The 18,982-nt window shown below is 62.5% G+C and carries 17 protein-coding genes; 12 read left to right on the forward strand and 5 right to left on the reverse strand.

Annotated elements, in window-relative coordinates; genetic code table 11:
- Nucleotides 1-104: 104 nt before the first annotated feature.
- A complete protein-coding gene (locus BBI10_RS20420) occupies nt 105-1,172 on the forward strand; it encodes an alpha/beta hydrolase family protein (RefSeq protein ID WP_065991443.1) in 1,068 nt (355 codons plus the stop codon).
- Nucleotides 1,173-1,206: 34 nt separating this feature from the next.
- Here the strand turns inward: BBI10_RS20420 and BBI10_RS20425 are convergent, their stop codons facing one another.
- From BBI10_RS20425 to BBI10_RS20445, 5 genes are all read right to left on the reverse strand, one after another.
- Nucleotides 1,207-2,106 carry a TIGR03915 family putative DNA repair protein gene (locus tag BBI10_RS20425; protein WP_065991444.1) on the reverse strand — a complete coding sequence of 300 codons (900 nt, stop codon included), beginning with the start codon at nt 2,104-2,106 and terminating at the stop codon, nt 1,207-1,209.
- Entirely contained in the window at nt 2,103-3,323 is a 1,221-nt protein-coding gene (locus BBI10_RS20430) for a putative DNA modification/repair radical SAM protein (RefSeq protein WP_065991445.1), read from the reverse strand. The genes BBI10_RS20425 and BBI10_RS20430 overlap by 4 nt, the downstream gene beginning before the upstream one ends.
- Before the next feature lie 82 nt (nt 3,324-3,405).
- Nucleotides 3,406-4,050 carry an HAD family hydrolase gene (locus BBI10_RS20435; protein ID WP_065991446.1) on the reverse strand — a complete coding sequence of 215 codons (645 nt, stop codon included), beginning with the start codon at nt 4,048-4,050 and terminating at the stop codon, nt 3,406-3,408.
- Nucleotides 4,051-4,282: 232 nt separating this feature from the next.
- Nucleotides 4,283-5,236, reverse strand: coding sequence for a 2-hydroxyacid dehydrogenase (locus BBI10_RS20440; protein WP_065991447.1), 954 nt, complete (start codon nt 5,234-5,236; stop codon nt 4,283-4,285).
- A 14-nt stretch (nt 5,237-5,250) separates the two neighbouring features.
- Nucleotides 5,251-5,793, reverse strand: coding sequence for a cysteine hydrolase family protein (locus BBI10_RS20445; protein WP_065991448.1), 543 nt, complete (start codon nt 5,791-5,793; stop codon nt 5,251-5,253).
- A 284-nt stretch (nt 5,794-6,077) separates the two neighbouring features.
- Here BBI10_RS20445 and BBI10_RS20450 point away from each other — a divergent pair, with 284 nt between their 5' ends.
- From BBI10_RS20450 to BBI10_RS20500, 11 genes are all read left to right on the forward strand, one after another.
- Nucleotides 6,078-7,199: a DUF1615 domain-containing protein gene (locus tag BBI10_RS20450; protein ID WP_065991449.1), complete on the forward strand. Its 1,122-nt coding sequence runs from the start codon at nt 6,078-6,080 to the stop codon at nt 7,197-7,199.
- A 156-nt stretch (nt 7,200-7,355) separates the two neighbouring features.
- Nucleotides 7,356-7,835, forward strand: a complete 480-nt coding sequence (locus BBI10_RS20455) for a hypothetical protein (RefSeq protein ID WP_065991732.1) — start codon at nt 7,356-7,358, stop codon at nt 7,833-7,835.
- 266 nt (nt 7,836-8,101) lie between these two features.
- Nucleotides 8,102-8,953 (forward strand): STAS domain-containing protein, encoded by an 852-nt coding sequence (locus tag BBI10_RS20460; RefSeq protein WP_065991450.1) that lies wholly within the window; start codon nt 8,102-8,104, stop codon nt 8,951-8,953.
- 4 nt (nt 8,954-8,957) lie between these two features.
- The gene (locus BBI10_RS20465; protein ID WP_037010489.1) at nt 8,958-9,320 is read left to right on the forward strand and encodes an STAS domain-containing protein; all 363 of its coding nucleotides are present in this window, start codon (nt 8,958-8,960) and stop codon (nt 9,318-9,320) included.
- Nucleotides 9,317-9,721, forward strand: a complete 405-nt coding sequence (locus BBI10_RS20470) for an anti-sigma regulatory factor (RefSeq protein WP_065991451.1) — start codon at nt 9,317-9,319, stop codon at nt 9,719-9,721. Before BBI10_RS20465 ends, BBI10_RS20470 begins: the two co-directional genes overlap by 4 nt.
- On the forward strand, nt 9,712-10,737 hold the full coding sequence (locus BBI10_RS20475; RefSeq protein WP_208600765.1) for an ATP-binding protein: 1,026 nt from the start codon (nt 9,712-9,714) through the stop codon (nt 10,735-10,737). Before BBI10_RS20470 ends, BBI10_RS20475 begins: the two co-directional genes overlap by 10 nt.
- Complete coding sequence (locus BBI10_RS20480) at nt 10,730-11,629, forward strand: sensor histidine kinase (RefSeq protein WP_083233199.1); 900 nt, start codon at nt 10,730-10,732, stop codon at nt 11,627-11,629. Before BBI10_RS20475 ends, BBI10_RS20480 begins: the two co-directional genes overlap by 8 nt.
- Nucleotides 11,619-13,559, forward strand: a complete 1,941-nt coding sequence (locus tag BBI10_RS20485; RefSeq protein WP_065991452.1) for a response regulator — start codon at nt 11,619-11,621, stop codon at nt 13,557-13,559. Before BBI10_RS20480 ends, BBI10_RS20485 begins: the two co-directional genes overlap by 11 nt.
- Before the next feature lie 159 nt (nt 13,560-13,718).
- Nucleotides 13,719-15,974 carry an ATP-binding protein gene (locus tag BBI10_RS20490; RefSeq protein WP_065991453.1) on the forward strand — a complete coding sequence of 752 codons (2,256 nt, stop codon included), beginning with the start codon at nt 13,719-13,721 and terminating at the stop codon, nt 15,972-15,974.
- Between the two features lie 19 nt (nt 15,975-15,993).
- Entirely contained in the window at nt 15,994-16,455 is a 462-nt protein-coding gene (locus tag BBI10_RS20495) for a response regulator (protein ID WP_065991454.1), read from the forward strand.
- Nucleotides 16,456-16,523: 68 nt separating this feature from the next.
- A complete protein-coding gene (locus BBI10_RS20500; RefSeq protein WP_065991455.1) occupies nt 16,524-18,899 on the forward strand; it encodes a hybrid sensor histidine kinase/response regulator in 2,376 nt (791 codons plus the stop codon).
- Nucleotides 18,900-18,982 lie beyond the last annotated feature (83 nt).

Here is an 18,982-nt window from a genome sequence, read left to right on the forward strand (position 1 = left end):
TCGAACCCCGCGGGTCAGATAGCGACAGACGCCGTTTTTACGGGCCCTCAGGCCTTGAGCGTCTGAATCGGCAGGGATGGATTGATAAGGTGAGGGGCATTGCAATGATGCGTCTTTGTGCAGTGATGATGATCAGCCTGCTGGGCAGCCTGATTTCGGTGCAGGCCAGTGAGCTGCAGAGCTGGAGCGTGGGCTTTCACGAGCTGACGTTTCTCGATCCGCTGGATTCCCGGCCCATGCACGCCTATGCCTTTTACCCGTCCACCGACGATGAGCACGTCACCCGCGTTCAGGGGTATCCGATTGAAGCGTCGGAAGACGCCACCATTGCCATGGGTCGTTTCCCGCTGCTGATGCTGTCCCACGGCAACACCGGCACGCCGCTGGCGCAGCACGACCTCGCGACGTCATTGGCGCGCAAAGGCTTTGTCGTCGTGGCGGTGTTTCATCCGGGCGACAACTACATGGACCACAGCCGTCTGGGCAGCCTGAGCAATCTCTACGGTCGCCCGCTGCAAATCTCCGAAGCCATCAGTGCCGCGCTGATCGACCCGATGCTGTCGCCGTACATCAGCGCGCGTCGGGTGGGGGTGATCGGTTATTCGGCGGGCGGCGAAACGGCGTTAATCCTCGCCGGCGCCCAGCCTGATCTGCAGCGTCTGCGCCATTACTGCACCGAGCGCCCCCAGGACCGTGACGCCTGCAAAACCCAAGGCGAACTGGTGGCAGACCGTGACGACCTGCACGCCCAAGCCGATCCCCGCGTGGGGGCCTTGATGCTCATGGCGCCGCTGGGGTTGATGTTCGGTCGGCAGACCTTGGCTGAGGTGCACGTGCCGGTGTTGCTGTACAGCGGCGACGGCGACGAATTGCTCGCCATCGACAAGAACGCTGAAGCATTGGCCCGCAAGCTCCCCGATGTCTCGGATTTCAAGTTGTTTGCCGGCGCAGGACACTTTGTGTTCATGGCGCCCTGTGATGACGAGCAACGGGCCACTCAACCGGGCCTGTGTACCGATGCCATCGGCGTCAACCGAGAAAGCATTCACCGCGACCTGAGCACCGAAGCCGTGCGCTTTTTCGGCACTGCGTTGGGTACGCCCCTCGGCACCGCCGGGATGCAGACCGCCGCCCATCGTGAATTTGATCCCGTCAGCAGCCTCGATCAATAACGCTGCGCGGAAACCTCAGACCGACTCGCGCAGCTTAAGGGGCTTCTGAAGCGGGTGAGGCCCCCGCCGGTTTGCCCCGAATCACTTTGCCGCGCCGCTCGGCAATCTCCCGCGCCTGACCATCACGCTGCCCGCCGGTACGCGCCTCGCTGATCAATGCCGGAATCAACGGCCCCTCTGGCAAGTTCTTCCAGAACCTCGCCGGCAAATGACCCTGCATGACTTTAGGATTGAGCCGCGCCGGATTGAAGATGTGGCTGTAGTAGGTCAGCCACAGATTGCCGTGGGGATCATCGGCGTTGCGTGCCAGGGATTGCCACGCCTCCGGGCATTCAGGCTGATGAATCAGCTGCTTGCCGTCATAGAACACGCCGTCTTTGGGCGTTGCGATCATCCAGCGATGACGGCCCATGCGCCCGATGAAGTGCTCGCTGGCGGTGCGCAGAATGTCATGGGCGGGCTCGTGCCACGCGACGTATTCCGGCAGGCAAGACATCTCCAGCAACGCCGCCTTGGCCGCAACGTCTTCGGCATTGTCGATCACCGGCAGCGCCACGAAGCGCAGGAACGCGTGCAGGTGATGGGCTTCGCGGCTGACCTGTTTCAAGCGCCGGTGCAGTTCGCTGCCCAGTTTGTCGCCGGCCAGCATGGCCGTGCGATCACCGTGACTGACCCGCCAGAGCACTTCGTAGAGCAGCGTCCAGCGCTGGTCGCCGCAGAACTGCGCGGCGTTCTGCAGCAGTTCCAGCAATTCGAGGGGAATGCGCGCGCGAAACGGGCCGGGCTCGTCCGGGTAATCGGCGTCGCTGGCGAAGAGGTCGGCGTCCTGCTGCACGCTCCAGCTCACCTGGTCAGGGTTGATCTGGTGGCTCAGCAGCCAGCGCGCCTGCTGCCGCCAGGTGTCGAATGAGTCGGCGCAATCAAGAATGATCATCCCCACAGCGCCATCTGTTGCGGCTGCGGTTTGTCGCGCAGTTGCTCGCGCAAATCGATGCTCGAGCTCTCGGCCTGACGCGGATGGTAGTCGCTGGTAATGATGAACGGCTTGGCCTTGGCCAGCACACAGCGCAGCCGGGTCAGGTCTTCGTAACGAATGCGACGTTGGCGGCGCAGTTCGACCAGACGTTTGGTGGTGCGAATGCCGATGCCGGGGATTCGCGCGATCATCGCTGGCTCCGCGCGGTTGAGGTCCAGCGGGAAGATGTCGCGATGCTCCAGCGCCCAGGCGAGTTTCGGATCGATGTCCAGGGCCAGATGACCGGGGCCTTGCAGCAGTTCGTTCGCGCTGTAGCCATAGCTGCGCAGCAGGAAATCAGCCTGATACAAGCGGTGCTCGCGCATCAGTGGCGGCGCAGCGTGGGGCACGCTCTTCGGGCTGTTCGGAATCGGGCTGAACGCCGAGTAGTAGACGCGCTTGAGGCGGAAATCGCCGTACAGGGATTCGGCGGTGTGCAGGATGGTGCTGTCATCGGTTTCGTCAGCGCCCACAATCATCTGCGTGCTTTGCCCGGCGGGCGTGAATTTCGGCGCACGCGGCTCGTTGAGCACGGTTTGCTGACCGGTGTAAATGGTCTGCATGGCCTGCTTGATCGAGCCCATTTCCTTTTCCGGTGCCAGGGTTTGCAGGCCCAGCTGGGTGGGCAGCTCGATATTGACGCTGAGGCGATCGGCATAGCGACCGGCTTCTTCGATCAGCGCAGGGTCGGCTTCAGGGATGGTTTTGAGGTGGATATAGCCACGGAATTCATGCTCTTCACGCAGCAGCTTGGCGACGCGGATCAGCTGTTCCATGGTGTAGTCGGCCGAGCGGATGATCCCGGAGCTGAGAAACAGGCCGCTGACGCAATTGCGGCGGTAGAAGTCCATGGTCAGGGTGACCACTTCTTCCGGGCTGAAACGTGCGCGCGGCACGTCGCTGGACCGGCGATTCACGCAGTACTGACAGTCGTACAGGCAGAAGTTGGTGAGGAGGATTTTCAGCAGCGAGACACAGCGCCCGTCGGGGGTGTAGCTGTGGCAGATGCCCATGCCGGTGCTCGATCCGAGGCCGGATTTGCCTTCGGAACTGCGCTTGGGTGCGGCGCTGCTGGCGCAGGAGGCGTCGTACTTGGCGGCGTCGGCGAGGATGCTCAGCTTGTCGATCAGCTGCATAGATTTTCTCGATACTGTTTTTATGTACAGTATCGAGTTAGCCGGGGATGAACAAGGGCCGATCGGATGGATGGCCGGTCGATCAACTGATGCGCTGTACCAATTCCTTCAATTCGCCGAAATCTTTGACGCGATGAAAGTTGGCGTTGTCCATGAACGCCGAGAAATCCGTGTCGCCATAACCCGCCACTTGGGCGCCGGCGCCGAGTCCTGCTTCAACGCCCGGAATGCTGTCTTCCACCAGCAGACACTGATTGGGCGGCAGGCCCAGCAGTTCGGCGGCGTGTTCGATCAGGATCGGGGACGGTTTCCACGATTGCACTTCATAGGCGCTGACGATCAGGCCGTGGAACACGTCCAGCAGGCCGACCGTACTCAGGCAGGTTTCGATCTTGCTGCGCGGGCCGTTGGACGCCACGCATTTGGGCAGCGAGAGGTTGCGCACGAATTCGACTGCGCCGGGCATTTCTTCGAGGCGTTCCTGCAGCAGCGGCAGGGTGCGCGCGCGGAATTCGGGTTCGATTTCGTCGCTTGGCAGCCATGGATAATCGCGGCACAGGCCTTCCAGGCACAGCGCAAACTGCACGCCACGAAAGCGTTGCAGCACTTCGTCGACGCTCAGCAACACTTGATGCTTGTTGAGTATGTCGCGCAGCAGGCCGGCGGCCAGCCGTTCGCTGTCAACCAGGGTTCCGTCGCAGTCAAAAATGACGCCGGCAATATTCAAACAGGGCTCTCCTTCTCTCTCGATCGGGCTTTCTCGACCGGAATGCGTGTTCAGGTGTCTGGAATGCGGGTAGGGGCAATTCGACCGGCATTATCCAGAAAAGTTGGCGTCGATGTTCAGTCACTGACTTACGGTACGGCGCACCCCGTCCACGGGGAAGGTGTGCAGGAGGGCTAACCGCCATGGGAGCAGGCCGACGGTTCCATCGTCGGGCCTGCGCGTGACGCATCGGTTACAGCTCGACCGGGGTGACCAGCGTGCCCTTGTCGAAATGACCACTGACGTTAGCGAACACCAGATCGGCCATGGCCTGGCGGGTTTCGTAGGTCCCCGAGCCGATGTGCGGCGTGAGCACCACATTGTCCAGCTTCCACAGTTCGGCGGGCACGTTGGGCTCGTCTTCGAACACATCGAGGCCGGCCCCGGCGATTTCCGAGGCCATCAGCGAGGCGACCAGGGCCTTCTCGTCGACGACGCTGCCGCGGGCGACGTTGATCAGGAATGACTTGGGACCGAGGGCTCGAAGCACGTCGGCGTCGATCAGGTGTTGGGTGTCCGGGCCGCCGGGGACGATGACGATCAGGTAGTCCGAGTCCTGGGCCAGGTCCCGAAGGTCACCGTAGTGCCGGTAGGGCACATCGTCGTAGGCGCGGCCACGGCGGAAGTAGGCGATGTTCATTTCGAACGCGGCGGCGCGCTTGGCGATGGTCTTGCCGATCTTGCCCAGGCCGACGATGCCGCAGGTCTTGCCGCACAGGTCATTGCCGAGGGGGAACTTGCCGTTGGGCCACTGACCGGCCCGCACGAAGCGCTCGGCTTCGCTGATGCGGCGGGACACGCAGAGCATCAGCGCCATGGCGGTTTCGGCGACAGCGTTATTGAGGACCTCGGGCGTGTTGCTCAGCTTGATACCACGGCGCGCCAGATACTCGGTGTCCACCGCGTCGTAGCCGACGCCAAAGCTGCTGACCACTTCCAGGTTTGGCAGCCGATCGAGAACGGCATTGTCGGTGCCGAACACACCGCTGGTGACGACGCCGCGCACCTTGGCCCCGTGTTGGCTGGCCCAGGCGTCGATGTCGTGGATGTCGGCGAGTTTGTGCACGCTGTAATCGCGCTCAAGGTGGTGCATCAGCGAGGCATGCATCGGACCCCAGACCAGAATGTCGGCTTTCTTGTCGCTCATTGTTTTCTCCTTCATCAGGCCAGATACGCTTCGGTATTCAGCACCTCGGCATAGGCGAAGCCCAGTGCGGACATGAACGCGGCGTGGACCTGGGCGGCCGGCACTACATCGCCATTGAACTCCAGGTCACGACTGGCGCAGGCGTCATGAATCACTTTGACGGTGTAGCCGAGGTCCGCCGCCGCTCGGGTGGTGGCATCGATGCACATGTGGCTCATGGAGCCGATGATCACCAGGTGCTCGATGCCTTTTTCTTCAAGCAGCGCCTGCAGCCCGGTGTCGCGGAACGAATTGGGGAAGTGCTTGAGCACCACCGGCTCGTGCTCAAGGTTCAGGACTTTGGGGTGCAGCCTGGCGCCCTCGGAACCAGGCGTGAAGAAGGGCGCGTCGGCACCGGACTCATGGCGGATGAAGACGATCAGATCCCCGGCGTCGCGGGCCGCCTGAACCACCTTGACGGCGTTGTCCGCGGCGGCGTCGGCGCCAACCAGCGGCCATTTACCGCCAGGGAAGTAGTCGTTCTGGATATCAACTACGATGAGCGCTGTGCTGGACATTCGGGCTTCCTTCTTGGAGGGGTGGGTGGTTGAGAGTAATACCTACCCGAGAACTGAACCACTGCCGCTGCACAGACTGAACGCGATACTGGCAGTAGGACCGGCTTCACCCGGGAACAGGCCGGTGTGCACAACTTCGATTTTGCAGTGTAATGATTGACGCCTTCCCGGCTAAAGCCAGTCCCACCGGTTGTGCGGTCCTGCTGGCACACGGCCTGTTTGAATCAGCAGCGCTTCCCGCTGTCCATACCGCGCCACCCCGTTTGAGTAACCACCGAGAAGTCATGACCGTGAATGGAATCAGCCGCCACCTCCACGCCCTAGCCAGCCTGATCCTGCTGACGCTGCTGGTCGGTTGCAGCTCGCAACGCCATCAGGAACCCGCGCCGGATCCCTCGGTGGTACGCAGTGAAATCGTGCGGCTCTTGCCCGCCCGCGTCGCCGACCGCCAAGGCTGGGCCCAGGACATTCAACGCGCGTTTGACGTGCAGAAGATCAACCCCAGCGTTGAGAACCTCTGTTCCGTGCTGGCCGTGACCGAGCAGGAATCCAACTTTCAGGTCGACCCGGCCGTTCCGGGAATGGGCAAAATCGCCCAGGACGAAATCGACCGTCGCGCCAGCAAGGCGCACATCCCCAATCTGCTGGTGCGCAGCGCCCTGGACATCCGCTCCTCGACCGGCAAAACCTTTAACGAACGCCTCAGCGCCGCCCGCACTGAAAAAGACCTGAGCGCCATTTTCGATGACTTCATCGGCATGGTCCCGCTGGGTCGTACATTGTTCGGCAACTTCAACCCGGTCCATACCGCCGGGCCCATGCAGGTCAGCATCGAATTCGCCGAGCGGCAGGCCCGGGATTATCCGTATCCGGTCGAGGGCTCGATTCGCCATGAAGTGTTCAGCCGTCGAGGTGGCATGTACTTCGGCATCGCCCATCTGCTCGGTTATCCGGTCAGCTACGACAGACCGCTGTATCGCTTCGCCGACTTTAACGCCGGCTGGTACGCCAGCCGCAATGCCGCGTTCCAGAGTGCGGTGGCGCGTGTGTCCGGCAAGCGTCTGGCCCTGGATGGCGACCTGATCAGCTACGGTTTCGGCCCGGCGCTTGGGCAGACCGAACTGGCGGTGCGCAGCCTTTACCCCAAGCTGGACATGCGCAACACGACCATCCGCAACCAGCTGGAGAAGGGCGAAACACTGGCCTTCGAAGAGACCGAGCTGTACGGGAAGATTTTTGCCATGGCCGACGAGGCCGCCGGCAAACCGCTGCCACGGGCTATTTTGCCGGGCATCGTGCTGGAAAGTCCCAAGATCACCCGCAAGCTGACCACGGCCTGGTTTGCGCAGCGGGTGGAAGAACGGCGAGTTCGCTGCATGGCGCGGGCGTCCGGGTCTTTGAAGTGAGGCTACGATTGCTGAAAGCTTCCCGGCTAAAGCCGGTCCCATATTCAATTTGCAGGAGGCATCCTCGTGAGCCGTGACATCGAAACACCGATCATCATTACCAGCAGCAACCCGGCTGCCGAGGAGCAGGCAGCGAGTGATCAGGTCGCCGACGCCATGCTGTTCGGATCACCCAAAGACCGGCTGAATTTTTACCGCAAGGAAATCCAGTACGAGACGGCCATTCTGTCCAACCGCACCAACGCCTACCTGTCCGCGCAATCGTTTCTGGTGATCGCCTTCGCCTCGTCGATGGCCAACCTCAATCCGGAGTGGGGCAAGATGTTCACCCTGGTGGTGCCGCCTTTTCTGACGTTGCTCGGGCTGATCAGCTCCATGCACGCCTGGCCGGGCATTCGCGCGGCGTACGAAATCATCGATCACTGGCATTTCAAGCAGGCCCAGTTGCTTAGCAGCCAGCCGGCCATGGGCCTGGCGTACGACGACTCGCCGCTGTTCAGCGAACACGAGTCCAGCGAGAAGGGCTATCGCAAGTCGCTGATGTTTTCCATGCGCACGCCGTGGCTGTTCACCGTGTTCTGGTTTTTGCTGGGGGCGTTTTCGATCTACGTGCAGGTCGTCGACAGCGTTTTCTAAGTCCGCAAGGACCACGCCGATAAAGAAACAAAGAAAGCGGGGTGATGTTACCTTGACACCTAGTCGCGGCAGGCGTATCTCGTCTGCCCGGTGCACGCCCGCTGCGGCGGCTGCAATCCCAGGGTCAGACAGCTTCTTGGTCCACACCTTGCAACAACCTGCCGCGCAACGTTCTGCGCCGTTTTTTTGACCCTTTCGCGTATTTCACAGGCCTGCTCACGTCGACTAATTCTAATTCTCGACCTGCACTCACTGGAGCCACCCTCATGGCAGCATTGCAACAAATCACCGTAGACGCGCTCAAGCGCTCCGAATCCCAGCTGGCCGTTCAATGGCACGCCGATCTGGAAGCCAGCGGTGCGACGCGCAATCTCAAGCCCGAGGAAATCCGCCAGCAGGTTGCCGACTTCCTGCGCCTGCTGACGTCGACGCTGGAGAAGGGTGGCTCCGCCAACATCACCACCACCGAATGGGATGACGTTCGCCACTTTCTGGAAAAACTGTCCAGTCAGCGCGCGTTGGCCGGTCAGGATTCCCAGCAGACCGCCAGTTTCATCTTCGCCCTCAAGGGCCCGCTCTTCACCCAACTGCAAAATGCCTTCGCTGATCAGCCGTTGCTGATTGCCGAGCAAGTGCTGCAGATGTCGGAGCTGCTCGATGGTCTGGGCCTGCACACCATCCGCACCTATCAGAAGTCCCGTGAAGCGGTGATCAAGCGTCAGCAGGAAGAACTGCTCGAGCTGTCCACGCCGGTGGTCAAACTGTGGGACGGCGTTCTGGCGCTGCCGATGATCGGCACGCTGGATTCGCAACGCACCCAGGTGGTCATGGAATCGCTGTTGCAGCGCATCGTCGACACCGGCGCTGAAATCGCCATCATCGACATCACCGGTGTGCCGACGGTCGATACCCTGGTCGCCCAGCATTTGCTCAAAACCGTGACCGCGATCCGCCTGATGGGCGCCGATTGCATCATCAGCGGCGTGCGTCCGCAGATTGCCCAGACCATCGTGCACCTGGGTCTGGACCTGCAAGGCGTCGTGACCAAAGCCAATCTGGCCGATGCCCTCGCACTGGCCCTGCGCCGTCTGGGCGTCACCCTCACCAAGGCGGTATGAGCCCATGGAGCGCATCCCGATTTTGCAGATGGGCGACTTTCTGCTCGTCACCATCCAGGTGGACATGCATGACCAACTGGCCCTGACACTGCAGGACGACCTGTCCGAACGCATCAGCCGCACCTCGGCCCGCGGCGTGCTGATCGACATCTCCGCGCTGGACATGGTGGATTCGTTCATTGGCCGCATGATCGGCATGATCTCCGGCCTGTCGCGGATCATGGACGCCGAGACCGTGCTGGTCGGCATGCAGCCTGCGGTGGCGATCACCCTGGTCGAACTGGGCATGACCCTGCCCGGCGTCAGCACAGCGCTGAACGTCGAGCGCGGCATGAAACTGCTGCGCGAGCGAGCCTATTCCCAATGACCGTGCGCAGCAGCGGCACTCAACCCATTCGCATCGAGCAGGATGTCGTACTGGCCCGGCAGACCGCGCGCAAGCTGGCCCAGGAATGCGGCATGCGCCTGATCGACCTGACCAAACTGGTCACTGCGGTCAGCGAGCTGGCGCGCAACACCATGGTCTATGGCGGCGGCGGTGACATGGACTGGGAGATTGTCGAGGACGGCCTGCGCGTTGGCCTGCGGCTGACCTTTCGCGACGAAGGCCCCGGCATCCCTGACCTCAAACTGGCGATGACCGACGGCTGGACCTCGGGCGGCGGCCTGGGGCTTGGCCTGACCGGTGCCAAGCGCCTGGTGGACGATTTCGAGCTGGACACCGCGCCCGGCGCCGGCACCCGCGTGACGATCTGTAAATGGACCTGAACCTGCACAGCCACCTGACCCAGGTCTTGTCGGTGGAGGACGTCAGTCAGGTCGGTCACGCCCGACGCACGACCCAGAAGCTGGCCGAACAGGCAGGCTTTGATGAGGCCGATTGCGGCCGGGTGGCGCTGGTCGTCACTGAACTGGCGAGCAACATCCTCAAGCATGCGCAGAGCGGTGAGCTGCACGTGCGCGCGCTGCCGGGCGACGTTTCGGGTGCAGCGGCAGGCGTTGAGGTGATCGCAATCGACCGGGGCAAGGGGTTCGACGTGCAGAACTGCATGGCCGATGGCTTCTCCACCCGTGGCACCCAGGGCATTGGCCTGGGTTCGGTGCTGCGTCAGGCGCAAGTCTTCGACGTGCACAGCGACCCCCGTGGCAGCGTGCTGCTGGCGCGCTTCTTCCCGCGCAAAAGCGTGGTGAAGGACCTGCGCATGGGCATCACGCAACATTCGTTGCACGATGACCCGGCCTGCGGCGATGTCTGGGAAGTCGCGATCAAGGGCCAGCAGGTCTCGATCATGATGATCGATGGCCTGGGACACGGCCCGGAAGCCGAAAACGCCGGCATGGCGGGCGCCCGCGCGTTCATTCGCAACCCCTTTGCCGACCCCGGGGTGCTGCTGGACGACTTGCACTTCGACATGCGCGGCAGCCGTGGCGGTGCCGCTGCGCTGGCGCAGTTCGACGGCGCGACGGGCCAGCTGCGCTTCATCGGTATCGGCAATATCGGTGCGTCGCTGATCGGCCAGGACAAAACCCGCGGCATCCCCTCGCACCCCGGCATCGTCGGCCTGCAGTACCGCAAGACTGCGCCGATCGATTACACCGAGTGCACCGGGCAGTTGTTGATCATGTTCAGTGATGGCCTGCAATCGCGTTGGAATCTTCGCGACTATCCAGGTCTGATGTACCGACACCCGGCGGTGATTGCAGCGGTATTGCAGCGTGATTACAACCGGGGCAGGGACGATGTAACGGTCTTGGTAATGGCTCTGGAGACGCTCGATGACTGACAACAATGCCCGCGAGACCCCTGAGGGCTCAGCCGGGGTCGAAATCGAGACCCGGCGCGAGCTGGAACGCTTGCGCGCTGAAACTGACTCGCTGCGTGCCGAACTCGATGAAACCAATCAGGGCGTGCTTGCGCTGTACGCCGAGCTTGAAGATCAGGCCGACCAGCTGCGCGAGGCGTCGGACCTGAAGAGCCGTTTTCTGTCGTACATGAGCCATGAGTTCCGCACGCCCCTGGGCTCGATCCTCAGCATCGCCAGCCTGCTGTCCGACGAGCTGGACGGTCCGCTGGGTGCGGAACAGCACAAGCAGGTGGCGTTCATCAGTACGGCGGCCCGCGAATTGAGCGACATGGTTGACGACCTCCTTGACCTGGCGAAGATCGAAGCGGGCCGGATCAGCATTTCGCCGGCGTGGTTCGACATGTTCGATCTGTTTTCGGCACTGCGTGGCATGTTCCGGCCCATCGTCGACACCTCCGCCGTGGACCTGATCTTCGAAGAGCCGGTGGGCCTGCCACGGCTCTATACCGATGACCAGAAGCTCGCGCAGATCCTGCGCAACTTCATTTCAAATTCCCTGAAATTTACCCAGCGCGGTGAAGTGCGCGTGTCGGCGCGGCTGGAGTCGGAGGACTCGATTCGCTTTGCCGTGACTGACACCGGCATCGGCATTCCCCAGGAACTCCATGGCGCGCTGTTCGAAGACTTCATTCAGGTCGACTCGCCGCTGCAAAAACGCCTGCGCGGAACAGGGTTGGGCTTGTCCCTGTGCAAACGCTTCGCCGAATTGCTCGGTGGCCGCGTCGGTGTGGACAGCGAGCCCGGTGTGGGCTCGACATTCTACGTGGTGATTCCGCTGGCGCTGACTCAGGAGCCTGCCGATGAAGCCTGAAACCCGGCTGCTGATCGTCGATGACAACACCGCGACCCGCTATGCCCTGCGTCGCCGCCTGGAGCGTCAGGGTTTCGTGGTGTCGGAGGCGGGCACCGGCACCGAAGGACTCGCGCTGCTTGAAGAGCGCTTGCCGGACGCGTTGATTCTCGACGTCAACCTGCCCGACATGAGCGGCTTCGACATTGTCCGCCAGCTGCGCGCTGCACCACGGACGGCGCTGTTACCGGTGGTGCATGTGTCGGCCGCATCGATCCAGACCGGCGATATCGTCACCGGACTGGAAGCGGGCGCCGACGCCTATCTGGTGCACCCGGTGGACCCCGACGTGCTGCTGGCGACACTGCGCACGCTGTTGCGGGTGCGTGACACCGAGCACGCCCTGCGCGACAGCGAAGAACGTTTTCGCGAGATTTTCGCTAACGTCTCGGCCCCGATCGCGGTCATGGACGGCAACCTGAAAGTCCACGAAGCCAACCACGCCTTTGCTCAGTTGCTCGGGCAGGACGCCGGGGACCATTCGGTGCTGCGCAGCTTCAGTGAAGATCAGGGCTCTGCGCTGGACGGGCTGCGTGAGGCGCTGGCGACGGGCGAGCGCTGGATGGGCACCCTGAGCATGCGGGTCAAGGGCGAACTGCGCGAGACCGAGTGGCAGGTTTCGCCGTACCGGGTCACCGGCATGAGCCTGGTGTTCATCGAAGACGTGACCGAGCACCGCCGCCGCGAACAGTCGCATTTGCAGCAGCTGGACTCGGTCAACAGTCGGCTCGCCCACGAAGTGGCCGAGCGTGCGCGGACCGAAGAGCAATTGCTGCAGGCGCAGAAAATGGACGCCATCGGCAAGCTCACCGGCGGCATCGCCCACGACTTCAATAACCTGTTGACCGGCATCGTCACCGGCCTTGAGCTGGTCAAGAAGCGCACCGAAGACGGCCGCACGGAAAAGGTTCTGGTCTACGCCGATGCCGCACTGGCCTCGGCAAAAAGCGCGTCGGCGCTGACCCACCGTCTGCTGGCCTTCGCTCGCCAGCAGCCCCTCGACACCCGCGCGTCAGACGTCAATCAGTACGTGCGCTCCCTTGAGGACTTGCTCGGCCGCACCATCGGCAAGGGCATCTCCCTGACCCTTGAGCTGACCTCGCGCAGCGCTGTGGCCATGGTCGACGCAGGCCAGCTGGAAAGCGCCTTGCTCAATCTGGTGATCAATGCCCGTGACGCCATGCCGGCGGGCGGCAATATCTGGATCAGCACCTTCGAAACCTATTCCCAGGGCCATTCGCGCATGGCGGATGGTGCCTACATTGCCCTGACCGTGCGCGATGATGGCGTCGGCATCGAGCACCACCTGATCGACAAGGTGTTCGACCCGTTTTTCACCACCAAGCCCATCGGCCAGGGCACCGGCCTGGGCCTGTCGACGATCTACGGTTTCGCCCGGCAGTCGGGGGGCGACGTGCAGATTCGCAGCGTCGTCGGCCACGGCACCGAAGTGACCCTGATGCTGCCGGCGGCAGACATACAGAGCGTCGAACCTCAGCAGCCCGCTGCCGTGGCGGCGCCGGGGGCAGGGGAGCATGTGCTGATCGTCGAAGACACGGCGTCGGTGCGCATGTTCGTCAATGAAGTGCTCACCGATGCCGGGTACCGCTGCACCCCGGTGGCGGATGTCACCACGGCACTGTCGTGTCTGGAAAGCGACGCCACCATCGACCTGCTGCTGACCGATGTCGGAATGCCTGAGATGAACGGTCGCGAGGTCGCGCAGCGGGGGCGTGTCTGGCGTCCGGACCTGCCGGTGCTGTTCATGACTGGCTATGCGGAGAACGCCCTCAATCGGCAGGATTTCCTGGGCGAACGGATGGATATGGTCCTGAAACCTTTCCACTTGGCGGATTTTTTGTCGAAAGTGCGCGCGATGCTCGATTCCTGACGCGAATGGGTGGGTTTTTTTGGCGTAAACACCCAATTCGGAGTATTTGACCGGGCCGGTTTTTGTTACCGTGAGCGCCATTCCCACCCGTGCCACCCCCCGGGGGCACATATTGCCGACGCCGTTTGCCCAAACGCTGAAGGTTGAAGGAGCCAAACCTTGACCCTCACCGACGATTTCCTCCAGAGCGCGATAGACAAGTGCGCCCAGGAACCGATCCAGATCCCCGGAAGCATTCAGCCCCAGGGCTTTTTGCTGGTCATCAATGAAGCGGCCTCGACGGTCATTCAGGTCAGCGCCAATGTCAGTGACTGGCTTGGCCTTGATCCACAGTCGTTGATTGGCGTGGCGCTTTCCAATGTGTTCGCCGAACACGAATTGCTGCTCGAGCGCTTGCGGGCGCTGCCGGATGAAGAGCAAAACCCCTTTCACCTGGGTGAAGTGCGCTTTCTGCAGGGCTCAAGAGCCGGTCAGCCGATGACCATGATGGTGCATCGTCATGATCAGGTGCTGATGGCCGAGTTCGAGCCGGCCGGCGACATGAGCACCGCCTATGGCAATGTGTACCCGCTGATTCGCGGGTTCATCAGCCGGATGAGCGTTGACGAAAGCATTGAAGCGCTGTGCCAGCGTTCGGTGGCCGAGGTCAAGCGCATCACCGGTTTCGGCCGGATTCTTGCCTACCACTTCGACGCCGACGGCAACGGCCTGGTCAACGCCGAAGTGGCTGATCAGGGTTATGAGAGCATGCTTGGCCTGAGCTTCCCGGCGTCCGACATACCGGCCCAGGCTCGAAGGATGTACCTGGCCAACCGGATCCGTGTGATCGAAGACGTCGACTACCAGGCATCGCCGCTGATACCCGCTTACAACCCGTTGACGGGCGCGCCGCTGGACATGACCTTCGCCACGTTGCGCAGCGTATCCCCCGTGCATCTGCAGTACATGCGCAACATGCAGACGATGGCCTCGATGTCGATCTCCATCGTGGTGCGCGGGCAGTTATGGGGCTTGATTTCCTGCCACCACGCCACGCCGCGGCGGGTCAGCTTCCAGACCCGCACGGCGTGTGAGTTGCTGGGCAGCGTCTTGTCCCTGCAGCTCGAGAGCAAGGAAGCCCACGCCGACAACCAGCGCATGCTCAGCCTGCGTCGGCAGATCGTGCAGATGCTCGCGGCGATGGCCGACCTCGACAGCGTGACCGGCGGCCTGCGCGCCATGCCCGACGTGTTGCTGGGTTTTGTCGGTGCGAGCGGGGCGGCGGTGATTTCCGGCGCCAGCGTCGATGTCTACGGCGAAACCCCCGAGCGCGAACAGATCGTCAAGCTCGCCGGCTGGTTGAGCGGTCGCGATCCCCACGAGGTCTTCCGCTCCGACAACGTTAGTCGCGACATCCCCGAGCTGCCGGTGCTGGCCAAATCGGTCAGCGGTGTGCTGGCGACGGCGATCTCCGAGCTGCATTCCAACTTCATTATCTGGTTCCGCCCCGAGCAGACCCGTGTCGTGAACTGGGCCGGCAAACTGGAAAAAAGTGTCACCCCGAGCGGGTCGCTGAGCCCACGCCACAGCTTCGCCTTGTGGCAGCAGACGGTGCGTGGGTTTTCCCGGCCCTGGGACGACATGGATTGCGAGGCCGTGGTCGAGCTGCGTGCGGCGGTGCTGGGCATCGTCCTGCGCAAGGCTGAAGAAATGGCTGCCCTGGCCGATGAGTTGAAGAAATCCAATAAAGAGCTCGAAGCATTTTCCTACAGCGTGTCCCACGATTTGCGCGCGCCGTTGCGCCACATTGCCGGCTACGCTGAGTTGTTGAGCGACATTGAAGGCAGCAAGCTGTCCGACCGAGGCGTCCGCTTCCTCGAAAACATCAGTGATTCGGCGCGGTTCGCCGGTACGCTGGTCGACAACCTGCTGAGCTTTTCGCAGATGGGCCGGTCGGCGATGCGCTTTTCCGACGTCGACCTCAATGCCATGGTCGAGTCGATTCGCCGGGAAATGCTGCCCGACTACGAAGGCCGCGCGCTGGAGTGGAAAGTCCTAGAGTCGTTGCCCGTGGTGATCGCCGACGCCGCCTTTCTCCACCTGGCGATGCGCAACCTGCTGTCCAACGCGATCAAGTACACCCGTAAACAGGACCCGGCCGTGATCGAGGTGGGCAGTTACGAGGAAGACGACAGGATCGTGGTCTACATCCGCGACAACGGCGTGGGCTTCGACATGGCCTACGCCAGCAAGCTGTTTGGCGTGTTCCAGCGCTTGCATCGCATGGAGGAATTCGAAGGCACCGGCATTGGCCTGGCCAGTGTCCGCCGGATTATCGAACGCCATGACGGCACCGTGTGGGCCCATAGCCAGCTGGGCCATGGCGCCACTTTTTACTTTGCGCTGCCCAAGCGCGGTTTGACCGTAACTCTTTGAGTGTCGAAGGAGACGCCCAGTGCTAAAGCCCATTCTTCTGGTGGAAGACAACCCCAACGACCTCGAGCTCACGCTCGTCGCCCTTGAACGCAGCCAGTTGGCCAATGAAGTGATCGTGCTGCGCGACGGTGCCGAAGCCCTTGATTACCTGCTGCGCCGCAACCACCATCATGATCGTGTGGTCGGCAATCCGGCGGTGATGCTGCTGGACCTGAAACTGCCGAAAGTCGATGGCCTTGAAGTGCTCAAGCTCATTCGCGAAACCGAGGAACTGCGCAGCATTCCCGTGGTGATGCTGACGTCTTCGCGCGAAGAACCCGACCTGGATCGCGCCTATTCGCTGGGTGTGAACGCTTACGTGGTCAAACCGGTCGAATTCAAGGAATTCGTCTCGGCGATCTCGGACCTTGGCGTGTTCTGGGCAGTATTGAACGAGCCACCACCGGGTTCCCTGCGACTCGCACGCCGCCCGGGCTCCTGAATCCGGCTTCTGCTGGCCTGCGTAAACCCGCTTCGCGCAAGCCCTTACTGGAACAATGACTTTTATCCATGTCGTTATCGCAGCTTAAATTGCTTTTGGTCGAAGACAGTTCGCTCGACGCCGAGCTGATTCTGCTCACCCTCGAAAACAGCGGGTTGAAGATCGACGCCACGTTGGTCTACAACCATCAGGACGTTGAGCGCGAACTGGCCGCCGCGCGTTTTGACCTCATTCTCAGCGACTACCTGTTGCCCGGCTCGTCCGGCGCGGACGTGCTCAACAGCGCGCTGCGCCTGGCGCCGAAGACCCCGTTCATTTTTCTCTCCGGAATCTTCGGCGAGCAGCATGCGGTCGAGATGATGCGCATGGGCGCCATCGATTACGTCCTCAAGCAGAACATGAAAATGCTGCCCAAGGCGGTCATGCGCGCGGTGTCCGAGGTGCAGGAGCGGGAAAAGCGTCTGTACGCGGAGAAGACGCTGCAAGTCGCGGAAGTGCGCGCGCACCTGGCGATCGAAGCGGCCGACATGGGCGTCTGGACCTACGATCCGCGCACCGACACGCTGCTGTGGGACGAGCGCTGCAAAGCGCTTTATGGCGTTGGCGCCGACACCACCGTCAGCCTGGCCCTCATGTTTCTGCTCTGTCACCCGGACGACCGCGATCACTTGCACAGCAAGGTCATGGCCGCGCTGACGGTGGACACCTCATTCCAGATCGAGCACCGGCTGATCACCGACGACGGCGAGGAGCGCTGGGTGTTCTCCAACGGCCGCTCGCTTTTCGAAGATGGCCAGTGCGTGCGCTTTACCGGCGTCATCCAAGACATCACCGAACGCAAGCACGCCACCGAGGCGCTGCATCAACTCAACGACATTCTCGGCGAACGCGTCGTCCAGCGAACCCGCGAGCGTGACCGCACCTGGGAGCTGTCCAGGGAGTTGCTCGGCGTGCTGCATTTCGACATGACGCCGATCGCGCTCAACCCGGCGTGGGAGTCGACCCTCGGCTGGAGCCGCGACGAGGTCGGTCGCCAGCCGTTGAGCGAGCTGATTCACCCGGATGATCTGGCGGCCACGCTGCGCGAGACCGCCAGTATTGCCGAAGGCCATGTCTCGACTCGTTTCGTCAACCGCATGCGCCACGCCGACGGGGGATTCCGCTGGTTGTCCTGGACCATCGTGCCGGACGACGGCCTGATGTACGCCGCGGTCCGCGACATCACCGGCGAGCGCGCCGTGGTGGACGAACTGGCGGCGACCAACAAGCGTCTGCGCGATCAGATCAAAGAGCGCGAACGCGTCGAGGCCGCGTTGCAGCAGATGCAGCGGCTGGAGGTGGTCGGCCAGTTGACGGCCGGCGTCGCCCACGACTTCAACAACCTGCTGACGGTGATCCTGACCAGCGCGAATTTCCTCAGCCGGGACTTGGAAAAAGGCGTGTTTACCAAGTCTCCGCAGCGCTTGCAGAACATCCGCGAAGCGGGCGAGCGGGGCGCCAAGCTCACCAGTCAGCTGCTGTCGTTCTCCCGTCGCCAGCGTCTGGAGCCCGTTGCTCTGAACCTCAACGACACCATCGACGGCATGCGCGAGCTGCTCGGTCGTGCCCTGGGCGGCAGCGTCTGGGTGGAAACCGAACTGGCCGAGGACCTGTGGAGTGCGTTGGTCGACCCGACGCAGACCGAGATGATCATCCTCAACTTGGCGATCAACGCCCGGGACGCCATGCCCCAGGGCGGGCAATTGCGCCTGAGCACCTGGAACGAGATGGTCTATCGCCTGCCGCAGCGTCCCGAAGATCCGGAGCCCGGCGCGTATGTGGTGTTGTCGGTGAGCGACTCCGGCTGCGGCATGAGCCCGGAGGTCCTGGCCAAGGCCTTCGAACCCTTCTTCACCACTAAGGCGGTGGGCAAGGGGTCGGGGCTGGGCCTGGCGCAGGTGTTCGGTTTTGCCAAGCAGTCCGGTGGCGGCGTGAGCATCGACACCGCTGAAAACGCCGGGACCACGCTGCGGGTGTATCTCCCGAGCGTTGCCCGCATGGCGGTCCCGGTGGTCAGCGCGTCCGACATGCCCGGCCGCGCCGACGCCGATGACAAGCACCGCACGATTCTGCTGGTCGACGACGACCCGGCCGTGCGGTCGGTGACCTCGATGATGCTGGTGTCGCTGGGGTATTCGGTGGTCGAAGCCGACAGCGGCGACGAAGCGCTGAAGAAGCTCGACCCCGGCATCGAACTGCTTCTGACCGACTTCGCCATGCCCAACATGACCGGTGGCGAGCTGGCAGAAATTGTCCGCCGTGACCACCCGGCACTGCCGATCATGTTCATCACCGGCTTCGCCGATATCGACATCCTCGACGTCGACCCGAAACTGATCGTGCAAAAGCCCTACAAGGAAGAAGAGCTGGCCAAGAAACTGGCCCGGGTCTTGATGAAAGCGTAGGTCCGAAATGGTGGGGCCGAAGGCAGGCCCCCACTGAAAGCATTGCGTGCAACCAATCTAACTGTTGGCGACCACAAACTGTG

This window comes from Pseudomonas graminis (assembly GCF_001705435.1).
Classification (GTDB): domain Bacteria; phylum Pseudomonadota; class Gammaproteobacteria; order Pseudomonadales; family Pseudomonadaceae; genus Aquipseudomonas; species Aquipseudomonas graminis_B.